Below are 19,218 nucleotides of genomic sequence, written 5' to 3'. Positions count from 1 at the left end.
TGGTGGCGGTGCGTCGGCGAGTGCGGGTGCGCTTCGGCCGTTCGCGCGCACGCGGCGGAGCCGCATATCGATACAGCCCCGCGCCCCTTGGGCACGCCGTAGCGCCCTGCGTCGGACCGGTGCCGTCAGCCCCTGCTCACCGCCGTCAGTATTTCCGGGAGGCGGGATGCCAGGCGAGGTGCTGCCAGGCGGAGGCCCAGCCAGGTGATCGTGGTGCCGTAGACCGCGCCCACCGGCAGGAGCAGCCAGGTCCACACGGCCCCGCTCGCGCTCAGGTTCAGGCAGATCAGCAGGATGATGACGGGGGAGCAGAGCAGGGCGGCGGCGACCATGCCGCCGAAGACGGAGATCCAGGCGAGGCCGGCCTGGCCGGGTGCGACGTTCTTGTGGCCCTCCTGGGGGATGGAGTACGGGAAGCGGGCCGAGGCCCAGGCGCCGGTGGCCAGCATGGCGCCGAGCAGGGCGAGGGAGAGGCCGAGCGCCTCCGGCAGGCGGGGCCAGTCGCCGAGGAGCGCGGTCGTCAGGACGGTCACCAGGGCGGCGTACGGCAGGGTGATCAGCAGCAGGGCCAGCGCTCGTCCGCGCAGCTCGGCGTAGGCGTCCCGGGCGGTGGAAATCGTCTGGGCCACCATCCAGAAGGCGGAGGTGTCCTGGCCGAACTGGTTGTACATCTGGATGCCGAGCATGCCGGCGGCGAAGCACGCGAAGTAGATCGAGCCGGTGCCCTGCATCGCGTTGAACACCGGCACGATCAGCCCGATGGCCAGCGAGGTCACCCACGCGGCCTTGGTCTTCGGGTCGCGCCAGATGTAGCGCAGGGCGCGTTCCATGACCGGACCCGTGCGCCCGCCCGGCAGCAGCCGCCCCAGCCGGGCCGAGGAGCGGTCACGGGTGGCCACGTCGGCGGCCTGGAGGGTGGATCCGTCGGGTGAGGTCATCAGCCGGGTCAGGCTCCGCGCCCAGACGGCGATCAGCGCCGCCAGCCCGGCCGCCGACACGGCGAGTCGAGCGAGGGCGATGCCGTACGACCCGTCGCTCGCCGCGTGCACCGCGCCCACCGCCGAGGCGGGCGGCACCCAGGACAGCACGTCCGCCACGGGCCGCAGCTGACCGAGCCCGGCCGACCCCAGCCGGCGTGCGCCGAAGTTGACCAGCTGGGTCCCGACCCCGATCACCAGGCCGCTCAGCACGGCCAGATCGCGGCCCTTCCTGCTGGTCAGGAGCCGTACGTTCGCAGCGGCGACGGCCCGCGCGAGCGCCACGCAGACCAGCAGCGCGAGGAGGACGGCGACGACGGCGAACCCGTACCCGGCCGCGCCGTGCGCCACCGCCAGCACGCACCCCGTCAGCACCAGCAGCGTGAACAGCGGACCGATCCCGACCAGGGAGGCGGCGAGCAGAGCCCGGACGAGGGGCCGGGGCCGCAGCGGGAGCAGTACCAGGCGGGTCGGGTCGAGCGTCTCGTCGCCGCCCGGGAAGAACAGCGGCAGCACCGCCCAGCCCAGCGCCAGCAGAGCCGTACCCGTAACGGCGACGGCCTCGGCGTTCGTGTGCCCGCGCAGCCCCACCAGGCCCAGCAGTTGCAGCAGTGCGACGAGCAGTGCGAGGACGGCCGAGACGGCGAACGCGGCCCGCCGGCCGGCCGACTGCCGCAGCCCGTTCCTCAGCAGCGACAGCTTCAGGCGTACGACGGTGGCGGTCAGGGTCGTCGCGGCGACGGGCCGGGTCGTACCGGCCGTGCCCGCGGTCGCGGTGGGGCTGGTCATCGGGGTGCCCCGCCGCCGAGCCAGTCCAGGTCGGACGCGGCGTCCCGGCCGCTCGCGCCCACCAGTTCCAGGAACGCCCCCTGGAGCGTTTGATGCGTCGCGCGCACCTCGGCCAGGGCTCCCGTGGCGCGGATGCGCCCGGCGGCCATGACGGCCACCCAGTCGCACAGCGACTCGACCAGCTCCATGACGTGGGAGGAGAACACCACGGTGGCGCCGGAGGCGGTGTAGCGCTCCAGCACCCCGCGGATGGTCTGCGCGGACACCGGGTCGACACCCTCGAACGGCTCGTCCAGGAAGAGGACTTCGGGATTGTGGAGGACGGCCGCCGCCAGCCCGATCTTCTTGCGCATACCGGTCGAGTAGTCGACCACGAGCTTGTGCTGGGCCCCCGCGAGATCGAGCACGTCCAGCAGTTGGGTGGCCCGCTTGTCGACCTCCGCACCGGGCAGCCCCCGCAGCCGCCCCGCGTACCCGAGCAACTCCCGCCCCGACAACCGCTCGAACAGCCGCAGCCCCTCGGGCAGCACCCCGATCCGCGCCTTCACGGCCACCGGGTCCCGCCACACGTCGTGCCCGACGACCTCGACGGACCCGTGGTCAGGCCGCAGCAACCCGGTCACCATGGACAGCGTGGTGGTCTTCCCGGCCCCGTTGGGCCCGACGAGCCCGATGAACTTCCCGGCGGGCAGATCGAGATCGATCCCGCCCACGGCCACCTGCTGCCCGAACCGCTTCCAGAGCCCGCGTACACGCACTGCAGCATCGGTCATGAATGAACCCTACGGTGCCTGAAGCGCCCCCGAAGGGGCGCGGGACTGTATCGATGTGCGGCTCAGCCGCGATGGGGGTCCCTCCGCGCTGGGGGTCCCCCCGCGCTGGGGGTCCCTCCCGCTCGAGCGAAGCCGAGAGTGGGGGAGGAGTCGAGAGTGGGGGAGAAGCCGAGAGTGGGGGAGAAGTCGAGAGTGGGGGAGCGATCAGCCACGACGAGCCCGCACCCGCCGACGCACCGGCCCCGGCGGACGAGTCGGCGCCCCTACCGGTCCCGGAAACACGCATAGGCGAGCGGCGAGATCAACTCCTCCGCGTCCGGCAGCCACCGATTCGCGGCGGTCGGCCGGCAGGCCCACTGGACGGCGCCCCGCGACCCGAGACGCGTCGGCGGCGCGGCCACGAAACTCCCCTCGCCCAACGGCTCGAGATCCAGCGAAGCCAGTGACCATCCCAACTTCCGCACCAGGCCGGGAACCTTCAAGGACGCGCCCGGCAACACGAAGAAGTGCATCCGCCGGTCAGGCGTCAGCGTCACCGGCCCCAGCGTCAGCTCCATCCGCTCCATCCGGGCCAGCGCAAGGAACCCGGCGCTCTCCGAGACGGACAGCGCGTCGAACGTCCGCCCCGTGGGCAGCAGGATCGCCGCCGCCGGCTGCTTCTGCCACATCCGGCGGGCGACGGTCGCGCTGCCGGTCGCCTGCGTCGCCCAGTCGGGCCGTGCGGGATGCGCACCCGGAGCGGGGCAGGAGGCATCGCCGCACGAGCACCGCTGCACCCCGTCGACCGCTTCCTGCCAGGTACCCGGGAACACGTCCCAGTGCCGCTCCTCGGCGTAGCGCACGGCGGTCTCCAGCAGCGATTCCCCGCGCTGCCTCGGAATCTGGGCGGCTTCGGTTCCCGCGATCGTCTCTTCCACGTTCCACTCAACTCCCGCGCCCACCTTGGGTTACGGCCGCGGCAGGGGCGGGGGAGGAGCATCGATTCGGCAGCCGGGGCGCATGGGTGCACGGCCGGGGGCGCGCGGGAGGAACCGGGGCCCGGGAAGGGTAACCAGAACGGGGGTGGCAACTGCCTTTACCCCGGCAAACCGCACATGTCACGCATTGACGGTATGTCAACTGGGCAGTGATCTGCCGACCGGAACCTTCCGGCCGGCTCTTCACGCTCCAGGGGTTCGCAGGGGGTAGCACATGGCCGCAAGGCCTCTCGTGGCGAGGCAGCCGAACGAACGGCTGCAGGCACTCATCCAGGAAGCGGGGTGCTCGAACGCCGGGCTGGCCCGGCGGGTCAACATGTGCGGTGCCGAGCACGGTCTCGACCTGCGCTACGACAAGACGTCCGTGGCCCGCTGGCTGCGCGGCCAGCAGCCCCGCGGCCGGGCCCCGGCGACCATCGCGGAGGCGCTCGGGCGCAAGCTCGGCCGTACGGTCACGATCGACGAGATCGGCATGGCCAACGGCAAGAACCTCGCCTCGGGGGTCGGTCTCCAGTTCTCGCCGACGGTACTGGGGGCCATCGAGCAGGTCAGCGAGCTGTGGCGCAGCGACGTGGGGCGGCGGGACTTCCTGTCCGGGTCCTCCGTCGCCGCCTCCGCGCTGGTCGAGCCCAGCCGTGACTGGCTGATCTCGGCACCGGACGCCCAGGTGGCCCGGCAGGCGGGCCCGCGCGTGGGCCAGTTTGACGTGGCGGCCGTACGGTCCATGACGCAGGCGCTGGTGGACCTCGACCACCAGTTCGGCAGCGGGCATGTGCGCCCCGTCGTCGTGCACTACCTCAACAGCGTGGTCTCCGGGCTGCTCGCGGGGTCGTACCGGGAGGCGGTCGGGCGTGAACTGTTCGCGACCGTGGCCCGGCTGACCGAACTGGCCGGGTACATGGCGGTCGACACCGGGCAGCCGGGTCTGGCCCAGCGCTACTACATCCAGTCGCTGCGCCTCGCGCAGGCGGCCGGCGACCGCGGCTACGGCGGTTACGTCCTGGCCGCCTCCATGAGCCACCTCGCCGCGCAGCTCGGCAACCCGCGCGAGATCGCCCAGCTGGCGCGGGCCGCGCAGGAGGGGGCGCGGGGGCGGGTGACCCCGCGCGCGGAGGCGATGTTCCACGCGGCCGAGGCCCGCGGGCACGCGCTGCTCGGCGACGCCCGCGCGGCACAGACGGCCGTGGGACGGGCGGTCTCCGCGATGGAGCGGGCCGACGCGGCCTCCGGGGACGACCCGGTGTGGATCGCGCACTTCGACGAGGCCTACCTCGCCGACGAGCTCGCGCACTGCCACCGCGACCTGGGCCAGGCCGAGGCGGCGGCCCGATGTGCCGAGCAGTCGCTGGCCGGCCACCCCGAGTCACGGGCCCGGCGCCGCGCCATCGGATATGTGTTGCTCGCCACGGCCCAGGTGCAGCAGCGCGAGATCGAGCAGGCGTGCAGCACCGGCCTGAAGGCGGTCGAGCTGCTGGAGACACTGCGCTCCAACCGGGGTGCGGACTATCTGGAGGACCTCCAGCAGCGGCTGGAGCCGTTCCGCGACGAGGCCGTGGTCAGAGAGTTCGAGGCCCGTCTCGACGTCCTGCAGGCCGCCTGAACGCCGGCCGCGCGATTGCGTGAACGCACGGCAAACGGTGCCCGGACCATCGGCCGGACCCCATAACAGCGTGCGGCGGGTTGGTTTTGTTACCACTGTCACAGGGCAGAAGATCGCGCCCTGAGCTGCGTGGCACCTTGCTCGGGGGACCCGGTAGCGTGAGCCGACGATTCCGAAGGTCCCTCAATCGTAGGAGTCCCGGTGACGCAGAGTGGACAGGGCGAGGAGCCCTCGGCGCGGCCCGCGCACGAAGGCATCGTGCTGCCCTCCGACGGAGGTGAGCCCCTGCTGCCGGGCATGACATCCGCGCCCACGCCCGCCACGCCGGCCGGCGGCCAGGCGTGGGGCGGTTCGTGGGGCCCCGGCGAGGAGCCGGCCCACCAGCCGACCCACCAGCCGGGCCAGGGCTGGTCCCCGGCCCCCGCCCAGCAGTGGCACGCCCCGGAGCAGGCCCCGGCCGCGGCCGGCCCCGGCCCGCTGCCCCCCGAGGGCACCCAGGGCCCGTCGTACGACGCCCGGTCCTACGGCGCACCCGTGTACGGCCAGGACGGCCAGGCCTCCGCCTACGGTCAGCAGACGGGCCACGGCCTCGGCGGCCAGGACCCACAGGGCCAGCCCCAGCCCCAGCCCCAGGCCTACGGCCAGGCCGGCGGGCAGCCCCCGTACGGCGGGGGAGCCGGGCAGTCCGCGTACGGCGGTGGAGAGTCGTACGGGCAGCAGCAGTACGCCGGACACGAGCTTCCCGGGGGTCCGGGCGCGTCGGCCGCGTCCCTGCCGCCCGCCCTGCCGGACGCGTACGCGTCGCCGAGCGCCCCGCTGCCCCCGGAGACCGACGGCGCCACCCAGTACATCCCGCCGGTGCCCGCGGGCCCCGCGGGCGGGCAGTCGCCCGCGTACCCGCAGGCCGCCCCGGGCCCCGCGGGCGGGCAGCCGCCCGCGTACCCGCAGGCCGCCCCGGGCGCCGCGCCCGAGGCGTACCTGCCGTCGGCCCCGGCGGGCGGCGCCGACGAGGGCGCCACGCAGTACATACCGCCGGTCGGGCCCGGCGCGCTGCCGCCCGAGGCGGCCGGGGAGGAGACCCGGTTCCTGGGGCGCGTGCAGCAGCCGCCCGCGGCGGCCGGCCACCCGGACGCGCAGGCCACCCAGTACATCCCGCCGATCCCCGGCGGGGCGCCGGGCGGGGACCGGCAGCCGCCCGCCGAGTTCGACAACCTCTTCCGCAGCGGGCCCGCCGCCGACGACGGCCCGGCCGGTGCCACGCAGCAGATGCCGCGCGTCCAGCCGGACGCGTACCCCGGCCCCTCGCAGCCGATGTCGCAGGGCATGCCGACGGACACCATGGGCTACGAGCGCGGACGGCGGGGAGGACGGACCGGCTCGCGGGTGCCGCTGATCGCCGCCATCGGTGTCGGCATCGCCGTCATCGGTATCGGCGCCGGCGCGCTGCTCAGCGGTGGCGGCGGGGACAAGGGCGACGACAGCAAGACCGTCGCCGCGTCCTCCTCGCCCACCCAGGAGACCTCCGCGCCCGCCGCCGACCCCGCCAAGGCGCAGGCGGCCGAGCTGGACAAGCTGCTCGCCGACAGCGGCGGCAGCCGTGCCTCGGTGATCCGGGCGGTCGGGAACGTCCGCCAGTGCGACAACCTCGGCCAGGCCGCCTCCGACCTGCGCGCCGCGGCCAAGCAGCGCACCGACCTGGTCACCCGGCTCGGCAAGGTGTCCGTGGACAAGCTGCCGAACAACGCCCAGCTGACCGAGGCCCTCACCAAGGCCTGGCAGGCCTCCGCATCCGCCGACAACCACTACGCGGCCTGGGCCGACCAGGTGGCGGGCGGCGGCAAGCGGAGCTGCCACAAGGGCCACGCCCGGGGCACCGGACAGACCCAGGCCGGCGACCGGGCGAGCGTCACCGCCAGCTCGGAGAAGAACAAGGCTGCCGGCCTCTGGAACGCCATCGCCAAGCAGTACGGCCTGACCCAGCGCCAGCCCACCCAGCTCTGACGCCCCTCGAAGCCCTACCGGTCCCGGCGCCCGCGACACGGCCGCCGGGACCGTCGGCGTTCCGGACGCGGTCGCCGGGACCGCGGGGGCCGGACGTCGGCGCGACGACAGCGAGCGCCCGACGCATGAGGGCCCGACGTATGAGGGCCCGACACGTGAACGTCCGACACCGTCGGCAGGGCCTCGGTCAGCCGATGTCCGCGTTCTCCAGGGTCTTGGTGACGTCGGTGAAGCCGTCGCTCCCGCCGCCCCCGTTCTGCTGGGCGGCGACCAGCCGGCCGTCGTGGACGACCTGGAGGGTGACGTCGGCGTTGACGAGGCGCGGGAAGCCGACCGCGGCGAGGGTGGTCTCGTTGGGCCAGTGCAGGGTCGGGGTGAGGCCACCGGTGGAGACCTCCAGCCCGTGGTCGAGGGTGCGCCGCACACTGTCGGCGCTCACCTCGCCGTCGCCGATCCTGTCCAGCGCGGCCCTCAGCACGGTGTAGGCGATCCAGGTGGTCTGCACCCCGGCGTCCGCGGGGTCGATGCGGTTGTCGCCGAAGGCCACCTGGTTGATCACCTTCTTCATGGGGGCCCAGCGCGCGTCGGACGCCGGCGGGTACCAGCCGGTGATGTACGCCCCCTCGTACGGACCCGACGCCCCGCCCGTCGTGTTGATCACCGTCTGGTCGACGCTGCCCAGCACGGTCGCGAGCCGCACCTTCGGGAACTCGTCGCGGGCGCGCCGGAAGGAGTCCATGAAGGTGTCGGTGCGGTCCCCGAGCGCGGGCACCACGCACCCCTTGCGGGCGTAGTCCCCGGTCGCGTACCGCAGCGCCCTGTCGGCCTGGCCGCCGTACTCGGTGGCGTCCTCCGCGGCGATCTGGTCGCCCGCGTCCGGATGCCCGCCCGACGTGAGGCCGGAGTCCAGCAGCGCGGGCAGCTGGTCGCCCGCGATGCTGTCGGGGCGGATCAGGGCGACCGGGCCGCAGGCGCCCGCCAGGGCCTTGCCCAGGCCCGCGAGGAGGGTGGGCTGGCCCCCGTTGACCGGGTACGACATCGGCCCGGTGAACTCCGCGTTGGTGACGCCGTAGCCGCCTATGTAGGGGATGCCGGCGCTCTCCAGCGGGGCGAGGTAGGAGTCGCTGTACTGGCTGTACGAGCCGACGACCGCGACCACGTTCTCGGCCGCCGCGCGCCGCGCGCACCGCGCGGCACCGACGCTGTCGTTGTGGTCGTTGCAGGTCAGGACCTCGAGCTTGCGGCCGTTGACGCCGCCCTGCGCGTTGATCCACTTGGCGTAGGCGCGGGCCATCGCGGGCATGCCGGGCTTGTTGGTGGCGTCCGTGTTCTCCGGCGCCCAGGTCATGACCTTGACGGTGCCGTCCCCGGAGCCCCCCGTGGCACCAGGGATGACCCCGCAGCCGGCGGTGAGCGACACGCACGCGGCCACAGCGCTCGCGGACAGGGCGCTCGCTCTGGCCGGCCGGGAGAAAAGGGGGAGGATGGTGCTGAGGGTGGGGCGCCTGCCGGTCATGGACACGCACGATTCCCTCACACCGCTAACCCGGGAGTGACCCACGGTCAACAAAAGGTGACGCCAGGGTGAATTGCGGGGGCCCGTGCGACCAGTGTGACGGGGAACGTACGATCGATGACCGTGCAAGGTTCGGAGAACTCTTCCCGTCGCGGCCGTCGCTCCTCCACCATGGGCGTCATGCCACTGAACGACATGCCGTGGTGGCGCTGGCGCAGCAATGTGCGCTCCGCGCTGCACATGCTTTCCGACCCGGGGTTCCAGCGGGACGTCTGGCTGGCCGGCGTGGACGGCTACGGTGACGTCACCGACGCCGTGTACCGGCTGGTGGAGGACACCTGGCTGGACAACTGGTCGGCCGAGAAGTACGTCGGCACGATCTTCCGGGACTCGCAGGAGGCGGCGCTCGTCGACACCGCCGTGCTGCGGGTGCTGCGGATCATGCACCAGGTCGGACCGGACGCGCCCGTCGCCACCTACCTCGAGCACGAGGGGTGGCCGGAGGCGGTGCGGGCGGCCCGGGACGCGCACCTGCGGCTCGCCACGAGCGACGAGGACGACCCCGACGCGCCGCCGCGGAGCCTCGAGGTACTGCAGATCATGACCCGGTCCGCGTAGCGGACGTCGGCGGGGCGGGCCGGTCCGACGTGAGATTCTGGGGTGCATGAACGAGCAGCCCACGCGAGCCGCGGCCTCCGCCGACCAGTACGTCCTCACCCTCTCCTGCCCGGACAAAAAGGGCATCGTGCACGCCGTGTCGAGCTACCTGTTCATGACCGGCTGCAACATCGAGGACAGTCAGCAGTTCGGCGACCACGACACGGGTCTGTTCTTCATGCGCGTCCACTTCTCGGCGGAGGCGCCGGTGACGGTGGAGAAGCTGCGGGCGAGCTTCGCGGCGATCGGTGACACCTTCCACATGGACTGGCAGATCAACCAGGCCGACCAGAAGATGCGGATCGTGCTGATGGTCAGCAAGTTCGGGCACTGCCTGAACGACCTGCTGTTCCGGGCGCGGATCGGCGCGCTGCCGGTGGAGATTGCGGCGGTGGTCTCCAACCACACCGACTTCGAGGAGCTGGTGGGCTCCTACAACGTCCCCTTCCACCACATCCCGGTGACGAAGGACAACAAGTCGGAGGCCGAGGCGCGGCTGCTGGAGATCGTCCGCCAGGACGGTGTCGAACTGGTGGTGCTGGCCCGCTACATGCAGGTGCTCTCCGACGACCTGTGCAAGCAGCTCAGCGGCCGGATCATCAACATCCACCACTCGTTCCTGCCGAGCTTCAAGGGCGCGAAGCCGTACCACCAGGCGCACGCGCGCGGCGTCAAGCTGATCGGTGCCACCGCGCACTACGTCACCGCCGATCTCGACGAGGGGCCGATCATCGAGCAGGAGGTCGAGCGGGTCGGCCACGACGCCACCCCGGAGGGCCTGGTCGCGATCGGCCGCGACGTGGAGTGCCAGGCGCTCGCGCGCGCGGTGAAGTGGCATGCCGAGCGGAGGATTCTGCTCAACGGGCGACGGACGGTGGTGTTCGCCTAGGAGCGGGCCGTTCGGTCGCCGGGCGACTGCGGGCCGCCGGCGGCTGATCGCGCGGTTTCCCGCGCCCCCGAAGGGACGCGGGGACCCTACATCCGGCTCAGCGACGCGGTGGCGAACAGCACGTCCCTGATGGCCTCGCGGTCGCCGACCTGGCCCGCCGCGGCCTCCTCCGGAAGCACGTGGCCCGCGGCCAGGCGGCAGAACTCCAGACCGTCCAGGGCGATGTGGGCCACCTCGAACTCGGCGGAGCCCACCGCGCCGGGGGAGTCCAGGGGGATCAGCCACTCCCCGCCGGCCGCGCCCTCGATCTCCAGCCGCAGGCTGCGGCCCGGCGTGCCCGCCGGCACGAGATGCGGGCCCCGGGCGGGCGAGGACAGGCCCTTGCGGCGGCGTTCGGCGAGCACGCTCGGCAGCATGCGGGCCGCGAGGTCGATCATCTCGTGCAAGTGCCGCGGCGCGGGCGGCTGGTACGGGTAGTCCACCGCCTCCGCGATGTCCTCGGCGTGCGCCCAGCACTCGAAGGCACGGTCCAGCATCGCGTCGTGCAGGGGCAGTTCGAAGTCGCCGTACGACACCGCGAGCCCGCCCGCGCCGCCGCCCGTGAAGGACGCCGTCTGCACGAGACGGTGGCTCTGCTCCCGCCAGGGCGCCCGCACCGAGCGCGTCGGCGGGAAGCGCGAGGTCCGCCAGAACGCCTCGGTCCGCGCGACCGGCCCGGTCACGCCCCGCCCGGCCGTGCCGCCGGCCTTGATGATCTCCGCCAGCGGGTCCTCCAGGCCCAGCGCCATCGCGACCAGCCCGTCCACCGACATCAGGTGCGCGATCGCCCCGGCGACCGTCGTACGACGGCTCGTCGCCGTGTCGTCCTCGAACCAGCGCAGCCGCACGGGCGCGTGCCACTCGGAGTCCCCGAAGTCCTGGAGCAGCGCGTCCAGCCGCGCGGTCTCGGCGTCGTACGGCACCGCCCAGCCGGGCACCGGGATGCGCGGCGGCCGGCGGTCCAGGCAGCTCTCCAGGACCCGGGTGCGCAGTACGGGGTCGAGGTCGAGGCTCTCGGGCTGGTGCAGCAGCCCCACCGCCTCGCGCAGCCGGCGCGCCTCGTCCGCGCAGGTACCGCAGCTGCCGAGGTGGTCCTCGACGGCTGCCGTCTCCGCCGCCGAGCAGGCGGCCAGGGCCCAGGCCCCGAGGAGCGACTTCAGGACGTCGTGTGACAGGTCGAGCGGCACGGGTGCGACATCCCCCAGGTCGGTCGGATCGGGCAGCGCGCGTCCGCTGTCCTCGACGGAGGCGCGGGGCGTCGGGATGCGCGCGGGCCGGTCGGGCCCGGCGCCGTCGTTCTCCCGCTCCCCGTCCCCCGGGCTGCCCGGCCCGCCGGACCGCTGCCCGGGAAGGCGTTCGTCAGGTGCGGAGCCGGCTTCGAACGGCCTCTGCCGTGCGCCGTACCCCTCGTGCTCGCCGTACTCCTCGTCGCCGTCGCGCCCGGACTCCCCGCCGCGGGCGCCGAATTCTCCGGTGCCGCTCACACCGCACCCCCGTATCCCGGCGGGGTGGCCGCGTCGTGGGCGGTGGAGAGCAGTTGCAGGCCGAGTCGGAGGCGACGGCGCGCCTCGTCCTCCGTGACGCCGAGGTCGACGGCGGTCTGGCGGTAGTCACGGCGCTGGAAGTAGGCGAGTTCCAGGGCGGCGCGCAGCGGTGAGGGCATCGAGTGGACGATGTAGTCGGCGCGGGCGGCGACGGAGGCGCGGCGCACCTTGCTCTCCAGCTCCTCCGGGGAGCCGCTCTCGCCCCGGGTGAGCGCGGCGGTCTCGCTGTCGCGCAGCCGCTGCACGGCGAGCCCGTGGGTCACGGTGGCCACCCAGGAGCGCAGCGGGCCCTGCTTGGGGTCGTACCCCTCGGGGTGTTCCCAGATGTGGGTGAAGACCTCGCGGGTGACCGCGTCGGCGGCCTTCTCGTCGCCGAGGACGCGGTGGGCGAGGCTGTGCACGAGGGAGGCGAACCGGTCGTACAGCTCGCCGAGGGCGGCCGCCTCGCCGCGCGCGAGCCGCTGCTGCATCTTGCGGTCCCAGCGGGGCGGTGCGTCGTTCTTCGCCATGCGGTTCCTCCCCTCACTCGTATCCAGGGTGTCGTCACCGTCCCCTCGAATGTAGTCGGCACGCCTGACCGCGCACGCCCCTTTGTGTCAATGTGCGCCCCGTGAAGGCCCGCAGGTGATAGTGCCCTCTTCACATAACCTTCACGCATGGGCTGTTCATATCGGATCGAGTCGGATCGGTACTGACCGAAACAAGCCCCTTGTTGATCTCCTGCGGTTTCCTGTTCCGGGTTTCAGGGAACGGCCGCTGGGCAGCCGCGCGGAAAGGGAAAGAAACGTAGGAACTGCTTCCGTTTCCGGGCGGTTCCGTGAGATCCGGCGAGCGGAGGGGCATGGTCGTGGCATTCACAGTGAGAGGCGCGGAACAGGGCGAGTGGGCCGTCCTTCAGGTGTCCGGGGAACTGGACCTGATGACCTCGCCGGCGCTGCGCCAGCGGGTGCACGACGCGGTCGCCGACGGCCATCACAGCCTGGTCCTCGACCTGTCCGACGTCTTCTTTTGCGACTCCAGCGGGGTCGGTGTCCTGATCGCCGCCCGCCGGTTGATCCGCTCCTGCCAGGGCCGGCTGCGGCTCATCCTGCCGGACCGGGGCGCCGACGACGGCTCGCACGTCAACCGGGTGCTCGGCGCGCTCGGCGTGCGCCGCCTCTTCGACGTCCACGCCGATGTGGAATCCGCCACGACCGACGAGGCCGGCCCCCTCTCCGCGTGACGTCCTTCCCTGTAGCCGCCTTCCGGTCGTCGCCCCCGTCGCTGTCTGTGGACCATACTTTTCCGGCCTCCGCCACAAGGTTGTCGCAGAATTCCCCCGGTCCTGGCACAACAGACTCTTTTCCGCCACTTCCCGGTGGCCCGCGACGTACGCTCCCAGGCAGACAGACCCCCACGTCAACGTAAGGCGGCCCGAACAGACATGGTCAGCACCGAGTACGAGCGCAGGATCGCCGCCCGGTTCGGCACCTTCGACCAGGACGGCAACGGCTACATCGACCGCGAGGACTTCAGTTCGGCGGCCAAGGCGCTGCTCGCCGAGTTCGCCGTCCCGGCCCGCTCCGACAAGGGGCAGGCGCTGTACGCCGGAGCGGAGGCGTTCTGGCAGGGCATGGCGGGCATCGCGGACCGTGACGGCGACCAGCGCATCACCCGTGAGGAGTTCGTCACCGGCGCGGTCAAGCGGCTGCGCGACAACCCCGAGCGCTTCGCCGAGATCGCCCGCCCCTTCCTGCACGCGGCCCTCGCCGTGGCGGACCCGGACGCGGACGGCCGCGCGACCCTCGCCGACACCGTGCGGGTCCTGCGGGTCTTCCATGCCCCGGTGGAGATCGCCGAGGCCACCGCCGCCGCCCTCGACACGGACGGCGACGGAATGGTCGGCGAGGCGGAGATCATCCCGGCGTTCGCGCGCTACTTCACGGTGCCGGAGTAGGCCGCGCCCGGCGGCGCGTCAGAGGTGCCGGGTCGGGGCTCCACACAGGTGCCCAGGCCGGCGGAGCGGTCGATCCGCGGCACGCTCGGCCCGTCGGGGATGACCTGGCCGCCCGACTCGGGGAACGCCGTGCCGGTCCACCGGATCGGTGCGGCGCGCCGTCCGGGGACCCGCTCATGAAAAGAGCTCCCGCAGCTTGTACTTGAGCACCTTCCGCAGGGTGTCGTTGCGGGGCAGGGCGTCGATCACCTGGAGCCGCTCCGGCAGTTTGTGGACGGACAGGCCTTGCGCCCGCAGGTACGAGACGACCTCCGGCAGCGTCAACTCGTCCGTGCCCGGCCGCTGTTCGATCACCGCGCAGACCAGTTCCCCGCGCTCCGCGTCCGGCAGGCCGATCACCGCCGCGTCCCCCACCGCCGGATGCGCGGCGAGCAGGTCCTCGATCTCCTTGGCCGAGATGTTCTCGCCCTTGCGGATGATGATGTCCTTCAGGCGGCCGGTGAGGACCAGGTGGCCGGTGCCGGTGACGTGGCCGACGTCGCCGGTGCGCAGGAAGCCGTCGGCGTCGAAGGCGTCGGCCGTCCGGTCGGGGTCCAGGTAGCCCCGGCAGACGGCCTCGCCGCGCAGCCGCACCTCGCCGTCGACGATCCGGATCTCCATCCCCTCCGGCGGGCGGCCCTCGGTCGTCGCGAGGTTCTCGGGGGTGTCCCGCGGATCCCCCATCGTGATCATCGGCACCTCGGTCATGCCGTAGCCGTGCGTGAGCTGGACGCCCATCTCGCGGACCACGCAGTGGTAGACCTCCGGCGGCTTGGGGGCGCCGCCGCCCGCGAGCAGCCGCAGGGAGGGGATCACCTTCTCGCCGGGCTGTTTGCGCTGCTCGGCGAGGAACATCGAGTAGAACGCCGTCGACCCGCCGGCCACGGTCACCCCGTGCCGCCGGTACTCCGCCAGCGCCTGCGGCAGCGCGAACTGCTCGAACATCACCGCCGGGAAGCCGTACAGGAGCAGCATCACCGTGTAGTCGGGCCCGGCTATGTGCGCGTAGGGGAACGCCATCGAGCCCACGTCGTCCGATGTCAGGCGGAGCGCGTGGGCGAGGCAGGAGCCGCCGGCGATCAGGGAGCGGTCGGTGTGCAGGACGCCCTTGGGTTCGGAGGTCGTCCCCGAGGTCCAGTAGATCCAGCGGACCGAGGTGCCCTCGGCGGGCGGCGCGGGCAGCACGGCCGGATCGCCCTCGGGCAGGTCGTCGTACGCCTCGAAGACGCCCTTCGCGCCGAGGCGGCGGGCCATCTCCGTGTGGTCGTGACCGCGCCAGGGGCCCGGTACGGCGAAGAACTCGGCCCGTGACTCGCGCAGCGCGAAGCCGACCTCCCGGTCCCGGTAGAAGGGGATGACCGGGGACTGTACGGCGCCCAGGCGGGCCAGCGCGAAGGACAGCAGGGCCGTCTCGATGCGGGTGGGCAGCTGCCAGGCCACCACCGTGCCGGGCCGGACCCCCATGCCGTACAGGCCGGCCGCCACCCGCTCGGCGCGCTCGCGCAGGGCGCCGAAGGTGAGGACCCGGTCCTCCTGGAGCAGGACCGGCCGGTCGGGGGTGAGGCGGGCCCGGCGGTCCACCAGCTCCCACAGGGTGCGTGCGGAACTCAGGGAGTGCGGGGTCTCGTTCACGGGTGCCCCCTCCTTGGCTGACGACTCGTCAGCTGCCATGCTATCTGACGAGTCATCAGATAAGTACTGTCCGGCGGAGGGGAACCATGACCGAACTGCCCCGCATCATCAGCGTCGACGACCACGTGATCGAACCCGCCCACCTCTTCGAGACCTGGCTCCCGGCCAGGTACCGGGACCAGGGGCCCAAGCCGCTGACCGCCGGGATCGGCGAGCTGGCCTACGTCGGCGGGAAGTACCAGATCACCATGGACCCGGCCGGCCAGCCCACGGACTGGTGGATCTACGAGGACCTGAAGTTCCCGTACAAGCGCAACATCGCCGCCGTCGGCTTCGACCGCGACGAGATGACCCTGGAGGGCATCACCCGGGAGCAGATGCGCCCCGGGTGCTGGGACCCCGTCGAGCGCCTGAAGGACATGGACCTCAACCACGTCGAGGCCAGCCTCTGCTTCCCGACCTTCCCGCGCTTCTGCGGCCAGACCTTCGCCGAGGCGCACGACAAGGAGGTCGCCCTCGCCTGCGTGCGCGCCTACAACGACTGGATGGTGGAGGAGTGGTGCGGCGGTAGCGGGGGCCGGCTGATCCCGCTGTGCCTGATCCCGCTGTGGGACGTCGAACTGGCGGTCGCGGAGGTCCGGCGCAACGCCGCGCGCGGGGTGCGGGCCGTGACCTTCTCCGAGATCCCCACCCACCTCGGACTGCCGTCCATCCACTCCGGGTACTGGGACCCGTTCTTCGGCGCGTGCCAGGAGACCGGCACGGTCGTCAACATGCACATCGGCAGCAGTTCCCAGATGCCCGCCGCCTCCCCGGACGCCCCGCCCGCCGTCCAGGCCTCGCTCAGCTTCAACAACGCGATGGCCTCGATGATGGACTACCTCTTCAGCGGGGTCCTGGTGCGCTTCCCGACCCTCAGACTCGCCTACTCCGAGGGGCAGATGGGCTGGATCCCGTACGCCCTGGAACGCGCCGACGACGTGTGGGAGGAGCACCGCGCCTGGGGCGGGGTGCGCGACCTGATCCCCGAGCCGCCGTCGACGTACTACTACCGGCAGATCTTCTGCTGCTTCTTCCGCGACAAGCACGGGATCGCGTCCCTGGACGTCGTCGGCCGCGACAACGCCACCTTCGAGACCGACTACCCGCACGTCGACTCGACCTTCCCGCACACCAAGGAGGTCGCCCTCGACCATGTGAAGGGACTCGACGACGAGACCGTGTACAAGCTGATGCGGGGCAACGCCATCCGCATGCTCGGCCTGGACCTGGACCTGGACCTGGACCTGGACCTGGACCTGGACCTGGACCTGGACCTGGACCTCGACCGGCAGACCGGGAAGACCCCCTGATGGACCTTTCCTGCACCCCGGAGGAGGAGGAGTTCCGGGCCCGGCTGCGGGAGTGGCTCGGCAAGGTGCTGCCCACCCTGCCGGCCGAACCGTCGCACCTTGACTGGCCCGGTCGCCGCGCCTACGACCTCGGCTGGCAGCGGATGCTCCACGACGCCGGGTACGCCGACGTCCACTGGGACGCCTCGCCGACCCTGCGGCTGATCTTCCTGGAGGAGACGGAGAAGGCGGGCGCACCCTACGTCGGCGCGAACTTCGTCGGGCTGCTGCACGCCGGGCCGACCATCGCCGCCGAGGGCACCCCCGAGCAGCGCGAGCGCTGGCTGCCGCCGATCCTGCGCGGCGACGAGGTGTGGTGCCAGGGCTTCAGCGAACCCGGCGCCGGCTCCGACCTCGCCGCGCTGCGCACCCGCGCGCACAGGGACGGCGACGACTACGTGGTCACCGGGTCCAAGATCTGGACCTCGCACGCCGAGGTCGCCGACTGGTGCGAGCTGCTGGTCCGTACCGACCCCGAGGCGCCCCGGCACAAGGGCATCACCTGGCTGGCCGTGCCCATGGACACCGAGGGCATCACCGTACGGCCGCTGCGCACGCTCGCCGGGTCGGCGGAGTTCGCCGAGGTGTTCCTGGACGAGGTGCGGGTACCGGTGGCCAACCGGGTCGGCGCCGAGAACGACGGATGGCGCGTGACCATGGTGACGCTCTCCTTCGAGCGCGGCACCGCCTTCGTCGGCGAGGTCGTCGCCTGCCGCCGCACGCTCGGCGAACTCGCCCGTACGGCCCAGGAGAACGGCCGCTGGGACGACCCGGTGCTGCGGCGCCGGCTCGGCAGGCTCAACGCCGAGTTCCGGGCGCTGTGGCGGCTGACCCAGTGGAACGTCAGCGAGGCGGAGGCGAGCGGCCCGGTGCCCGGCGTCGGCGGCTCCGTCTTCAAACTGCGCTACTCCCACGCCCGCCAGGAGCTGTTCGACACCGCCGCCGACGTTCTCGGCCCCGGCTCCCTCGACCTCGACAGGTCCTGGGTCCTGGACCGGCTCTCCTCCCTCTCGTACACCATCGCCGCCGGCACCTCCCAGATCCAGCGCGACATCGTCGCCGAGCGCATCCTCGGCCTGCCGAAGGGACGGTGACCGTGCGATTCCGACTGACACGGGACCAGCGGGCGTTGAGGTCCGCCGTACGCGAGCTGCTCGCCCGGCACTGGACCGGCGAGGCCCTGCGCACGGCGGCCGACGCGCAGGTGAGCGCGGACGCCGGGGTCTCGCCGGGCCTGGACCGGACGCTGTGGAAGGCGCTCGGGGACGCCGGGTTCTTCGCCCTGCGGCTGCCCGAGGCCGACGGGGGTGTCGGGCTCGGGACGGCGGAGGCGGTGCTGGTGTTCGAGGAGGCGGGGCGGGCGCTGGTGCCGGGCCCGCTGGTGGCGACGCACCTCGCGGCCGGGGCCGTGCCCGGCGCCGCCTCCGGGGAGACGGTCGTGGCCGCCGTCGACGGCACCCTGGTGGAGTGGCTGGACGCGGCGGACACCGTACGCGGGGACGCCTCCGGGGCGGTGCCGCTCCGGTCGGTCGACCCGCTGACGCCCCTGCACGAGGTGCCCGGCGCCGCAGCGCCCGAGCCCGACCCGGTGGCCGAGCTGCTCACCGCCGCCGAGCAGCTCGGCACGGCCACCCGGGTGGGCGAGCTGGCCGTGCAACACGCCCGGACCCGTGAGCAGTTCGGGCAGCCCATCGGGGCCTTCCAGGCCATCAAACACCTGTGCGCCGACATGCTGGTGCGTACCGAGACCGCCCGCGCGGCGCTCTACGCGGCCGCTGTCACCGCCGACCCGGCCGACGTCGCCGCCGCCCGTCTGCTCGCCGACGAGGCCGCCGTCCGCGGCGCCCGCGACTGCCTTCAGGTCCACGGCGGCATGGGCTTCACCTGGGAAGCGGACGTCCATCTGCATCTGAAGCGGGCCTGGGTACGGGCCCGGCGCGGCGGCGGAGGCACGCAGAGTGAGGAAGCGCTCGCCGCCGACCTGGTGGCCTGACCGCCGCCCGGCGCCCTGCGCTGCGGCGCCGCCGAAGCCATGGCCCAGGATGTCGCGGATCGTGGCATCCGGGAATCACGGAGCGTCGATATCGGGTTGTGTCCGTCGCGGGACTCGTCACGGCCCGGAGTCGGCGGCCCGCTCCGGTACCTTGTGTGGGATGCGAGTGGCTGTGAGCACGAGCCGTTCCGGTGGTGCCCCTGGGGCGACCCCGGACCACGCGCTGCGCGCCGCTGCTCGCGGGGCGGGAGGAGCGTTCGGCCCCGCCTGTTCGACTCCCTGGCACGCGCGTCGCACAGTATGCCGCACGCGTACTCCTTCGCGCTGGAATATGCCCGAAGCGCTTGTTGGGGTGACTGTACGTCAACCATGCTGTCTCGTAAGGGAATCACAGTCCGTGACCCTTGCTCTGGCCGTTGTCCTGGCCATGCAGAAAATGGCTACGATCGTGGCCCTCGTCGTGCT

The 19,218-nt window shown here is 72.7% G+C and carries 16 protein-coding genes; 9 read left to right on the top strand and 7 right to left on the bottom strand.

Features of this window, described 5'->3' with window-relative positions:
- Positions 1-125: 125 nt before the first annotated feature.
- The 3 genes from ACWD5D_RS32820 to ACWD5D_RS32810 form a co-directional block, all read right to left on the bottom strand.
- Entirely contained in the window at positions 126-1,766 is a 1,641-nt protein-coding gene (locus ACWD5D_RS32820; protein WP_451376430.1) for a transporter, read from the bottom strand.
- Positions 1,763-2,539 (bottom strand): ABC transporter ATP-binding protein, encoded by a 777-nt coding sequence (locus tag ACWD5D_RS32815; protein WP_451376429.1) that lies wholly within the window; start codon positions 2,537-2,539, stop codon positions 1,763-1,765. The genes ACWD5D_RS32820 and ACWD5D_RS32815 overlap by 4 nt, the downstream gene beginning before the upstream one ends.
- Before the next feature lie 263 nt (positions 2,540-2,802).
- The gene (locus ACWD5D_RS32810; protein WP_451376428.1) at positions 2,803-3,456 is read right to left on the bottom strand and encodes a bifunctional DNA primase/polymerase; all 654 of its coding nucleotides are present in this window, start codon (positions 3,454-3,456) and stop codon (positions 2,803-2,805) included.
- Positions 3,457-3,730: 274 nt separating this feature from the next.
- Here ACWD5D_RS32810 and ACWD5D_RS32805 point away from each other — a divergent pair, with 274 nt between their 5' ends.
- Positions 3,731-5,116, top strand: coding sequence for a transcriptional regulator (locus tag ACWD5D_RS32805; protein ID WP_451376427.1), 1,386 nt, complete (start codon positions 3,731-3,733; stop codon positions 5,114-5,116).
- A 201-nt stretch (positions 5,117-5,317) separates the two neighbouring features.
- Positions 5,318-7,117 carry a hypothetical protein gene (locus ACWD5D_RS32800; protein WP_451376426.1) on the top strand — a complete coding sequence of 600 codons (1,800 nt, stop codon included), beginning with the start codon at positions 5,318-5,320 and terminating at the stop codon, positions 7,115-7,117.
- Positions 7,118-7,304: 187 nt separating this feature from the next.
- Here ACWD5D_RS32800 and ACWD5D_RS32795 read toward each other — a convergent pair whose 3' ends face one another.
- On the bottom strand, positions 7,305-8,633 hold the full coding sequence (locus tag ACWD5D_RS32795) for an ABC transporter substrate-binding protein (RefSeq protein ID WP_451376425.1): 1,329 nt from the start codon (positions 8,631-8,633) through the stop codon (positions 7,305-7,307).
- Positions 8,634-8,750: 117 nt separating this feature from the next.
- Here ACWD5D_RS32795 and ACWD5D_RS32790 point away from each other — a divergent pair, with 117 nt between their 5' ends.
- Positions 8,751-9,251 carry an SCO4402 family protein gene (locus ACWD5D_RS32790; protein ID WP_451376424.1) on the top strand — a complete coding sequence of 167 codons (501 nt, stop codon included), beginning with the start codon at positions 8,751-8,753 and terminating at the stop codon, positions 9,249-9,251.
- Between the two features lie 46 nt (positions 9,252-9,297).
- The gene (gene purU, locus ACWD5D_RS32785; protein ID WP_451376423.1) at positions 9,298-10,179 is read left to right on the top strand and encodes a formyltetrahydrofolate deformylase; all 882 of its coding nucleotides are present in this window, start codon (positions 9,298-9,300) and stop codon (positions 10,177-10,179) included.
- Positions 10,180-10,265: 86 nt separating this feature from the next.
- Here the strand turns inward: purU and ACWD5D_RS32780 are convergent, their stop codons facing one another.
- Both ACWD5D_RS32780 and ACWD5D_RS32775 read right to left on the bottom strand, forming a co-directional pair.
- Positions 10,266-11,702 carry an MDMPI N domain containing protein gene (locus tag ACWD5D_RS32780; protein ID WP_451376422.1) on the bottom strand — a complete coding sequence of 479 codons (1,437 nt, stop codon included), beginning with the start codon at positions 11,700-11,702 and terminating at the stop codon, positions 10,266-10,268.
- The gene (locus ACWD5D_RS32775; RefSeq protein ID WP_451376421.1) at positions 11,699-12,271 is read right to left on the bottom strand and encodes a sigma-70 family RNA polymerase sigma factor; all 573 of its coding nucleotides are present in this window, start codon (positions 12,269-12,271) and stop codon (positions 11,699-11,701) included. Before ACWD5D_RS32775 ends, ACWD5D_RS32780 begins: the two co-directional genes overlap by 4 nt.
- A 332-nt stretch (positions 12,272-12,603) precedes the next feature.
- Here ACWD5D_RS32775 and ACWD5D_RS32770 point away from each other — a divergent pair, with 332 nt between their 5' ends.
- Together ACWD5D_RS32770 and ACWD5D_RS32765 are read left to right on the top strand one after the other, a co-directional pair.
- On the top strand, positions 12,604-12,984 hold the full coding sequence (locus ACWD5D_RS32770; protein ID WP_451376420.1) for an STAS domain-containing protein: 381 nt from the start codon (positions 12,604-12,606) through the stop codon (positions 12,982-12,984).
- A 201-nt stretch (positions 12,985-13,185) separates the two neighbouring features.
- The gene (locus ACWD5D_RS32765) at positions 13,186-13,698 is read left to right on the top strand and encodes an EF-hand domain-containing protein (protein ID WP_451376419.1); all 513 of its coding nucleotides are present in this window, start codon (positions 13,186-13,188) and stop codon (positions 13,696-13,698) included.
- Between the two features lie 174 nt (positions 13,699-13,872).
- Here ACWD5D_RS32765 and ACWD5D_RS32760 read toward each other — a convergent pair whose 3' ends face one another.
- Complete coding sequence (locus tag ACWD5D_RS32760; RefSeq protein WP_451376418.1) at positions 13,873-15,369, bottom strand: class I adenylate-forming enzyme family protein; 1,497 nt, start codon at positions 15,367-15,369, stop codon at positions 13,873-13,875.
- Between the two features lie 86 nt (positions 15,370-15,455).
- Between ACWD5D_RS32760 and ACWD5D_RS32755 the strand changes: the two genes are divergently transcribed.
- The 3 genes from ACWD5D_RS32755 to ACWD5D_RS32745 are packed head-to-tail and all read left to right on the top strand — an operon-like array spanning position 15,456 to position 18,753.
- Positions 15,456-16,721 (top strand): amidohydrolase family protein, encoded by a 1,266-nt coding sequence (locus tag ACWD5D_RS32755; protein ID WP_451376417.1) that lies wholly within the window; start codon positions 15,456-15,458, stop codon positions 16,719-16,721.
- Positions 16,721-17,854, top strand: coding sequence for an acyl-CoA dehydrogenase (locus ACWD5D_RS32750; RefSeq protein WP_451376416.1), 1,134 nt, complete (start codon positions 16,721-16,723; stop codon positions 17,852-17,854). Before ACWD5D_RS32755 ends, ACWD5D_RS32750 begins: the two co-directional genes overlap by 1 nt.
- Before the next feature lie 2 nt (positions 17,855-17,856).
- Positions 17,857-18,753 carry an acyl-CoA dehydrogenase family protein gene (locus tag ACWD5D_RS32745; RefSeq protein ID WP_451376415.1) on the top strand — a complete coding sequence of 299 codons (897 nt, stop codon included), beginning with the start codon at positions 17,857-17,859 and terminating at the stop codon, positions 18,751-18,753.
- Positions 18,754-19,218: the final 465 nt, after the last annotated feature.

It is taken from the genome of Streptomyces sp. NPDC002520, assembly GCF_053595235.1.
Note: the sequence above shows the minus strand (reverse complement) of the source record. Positions and strands in the feature narration are given on the sequence as shown.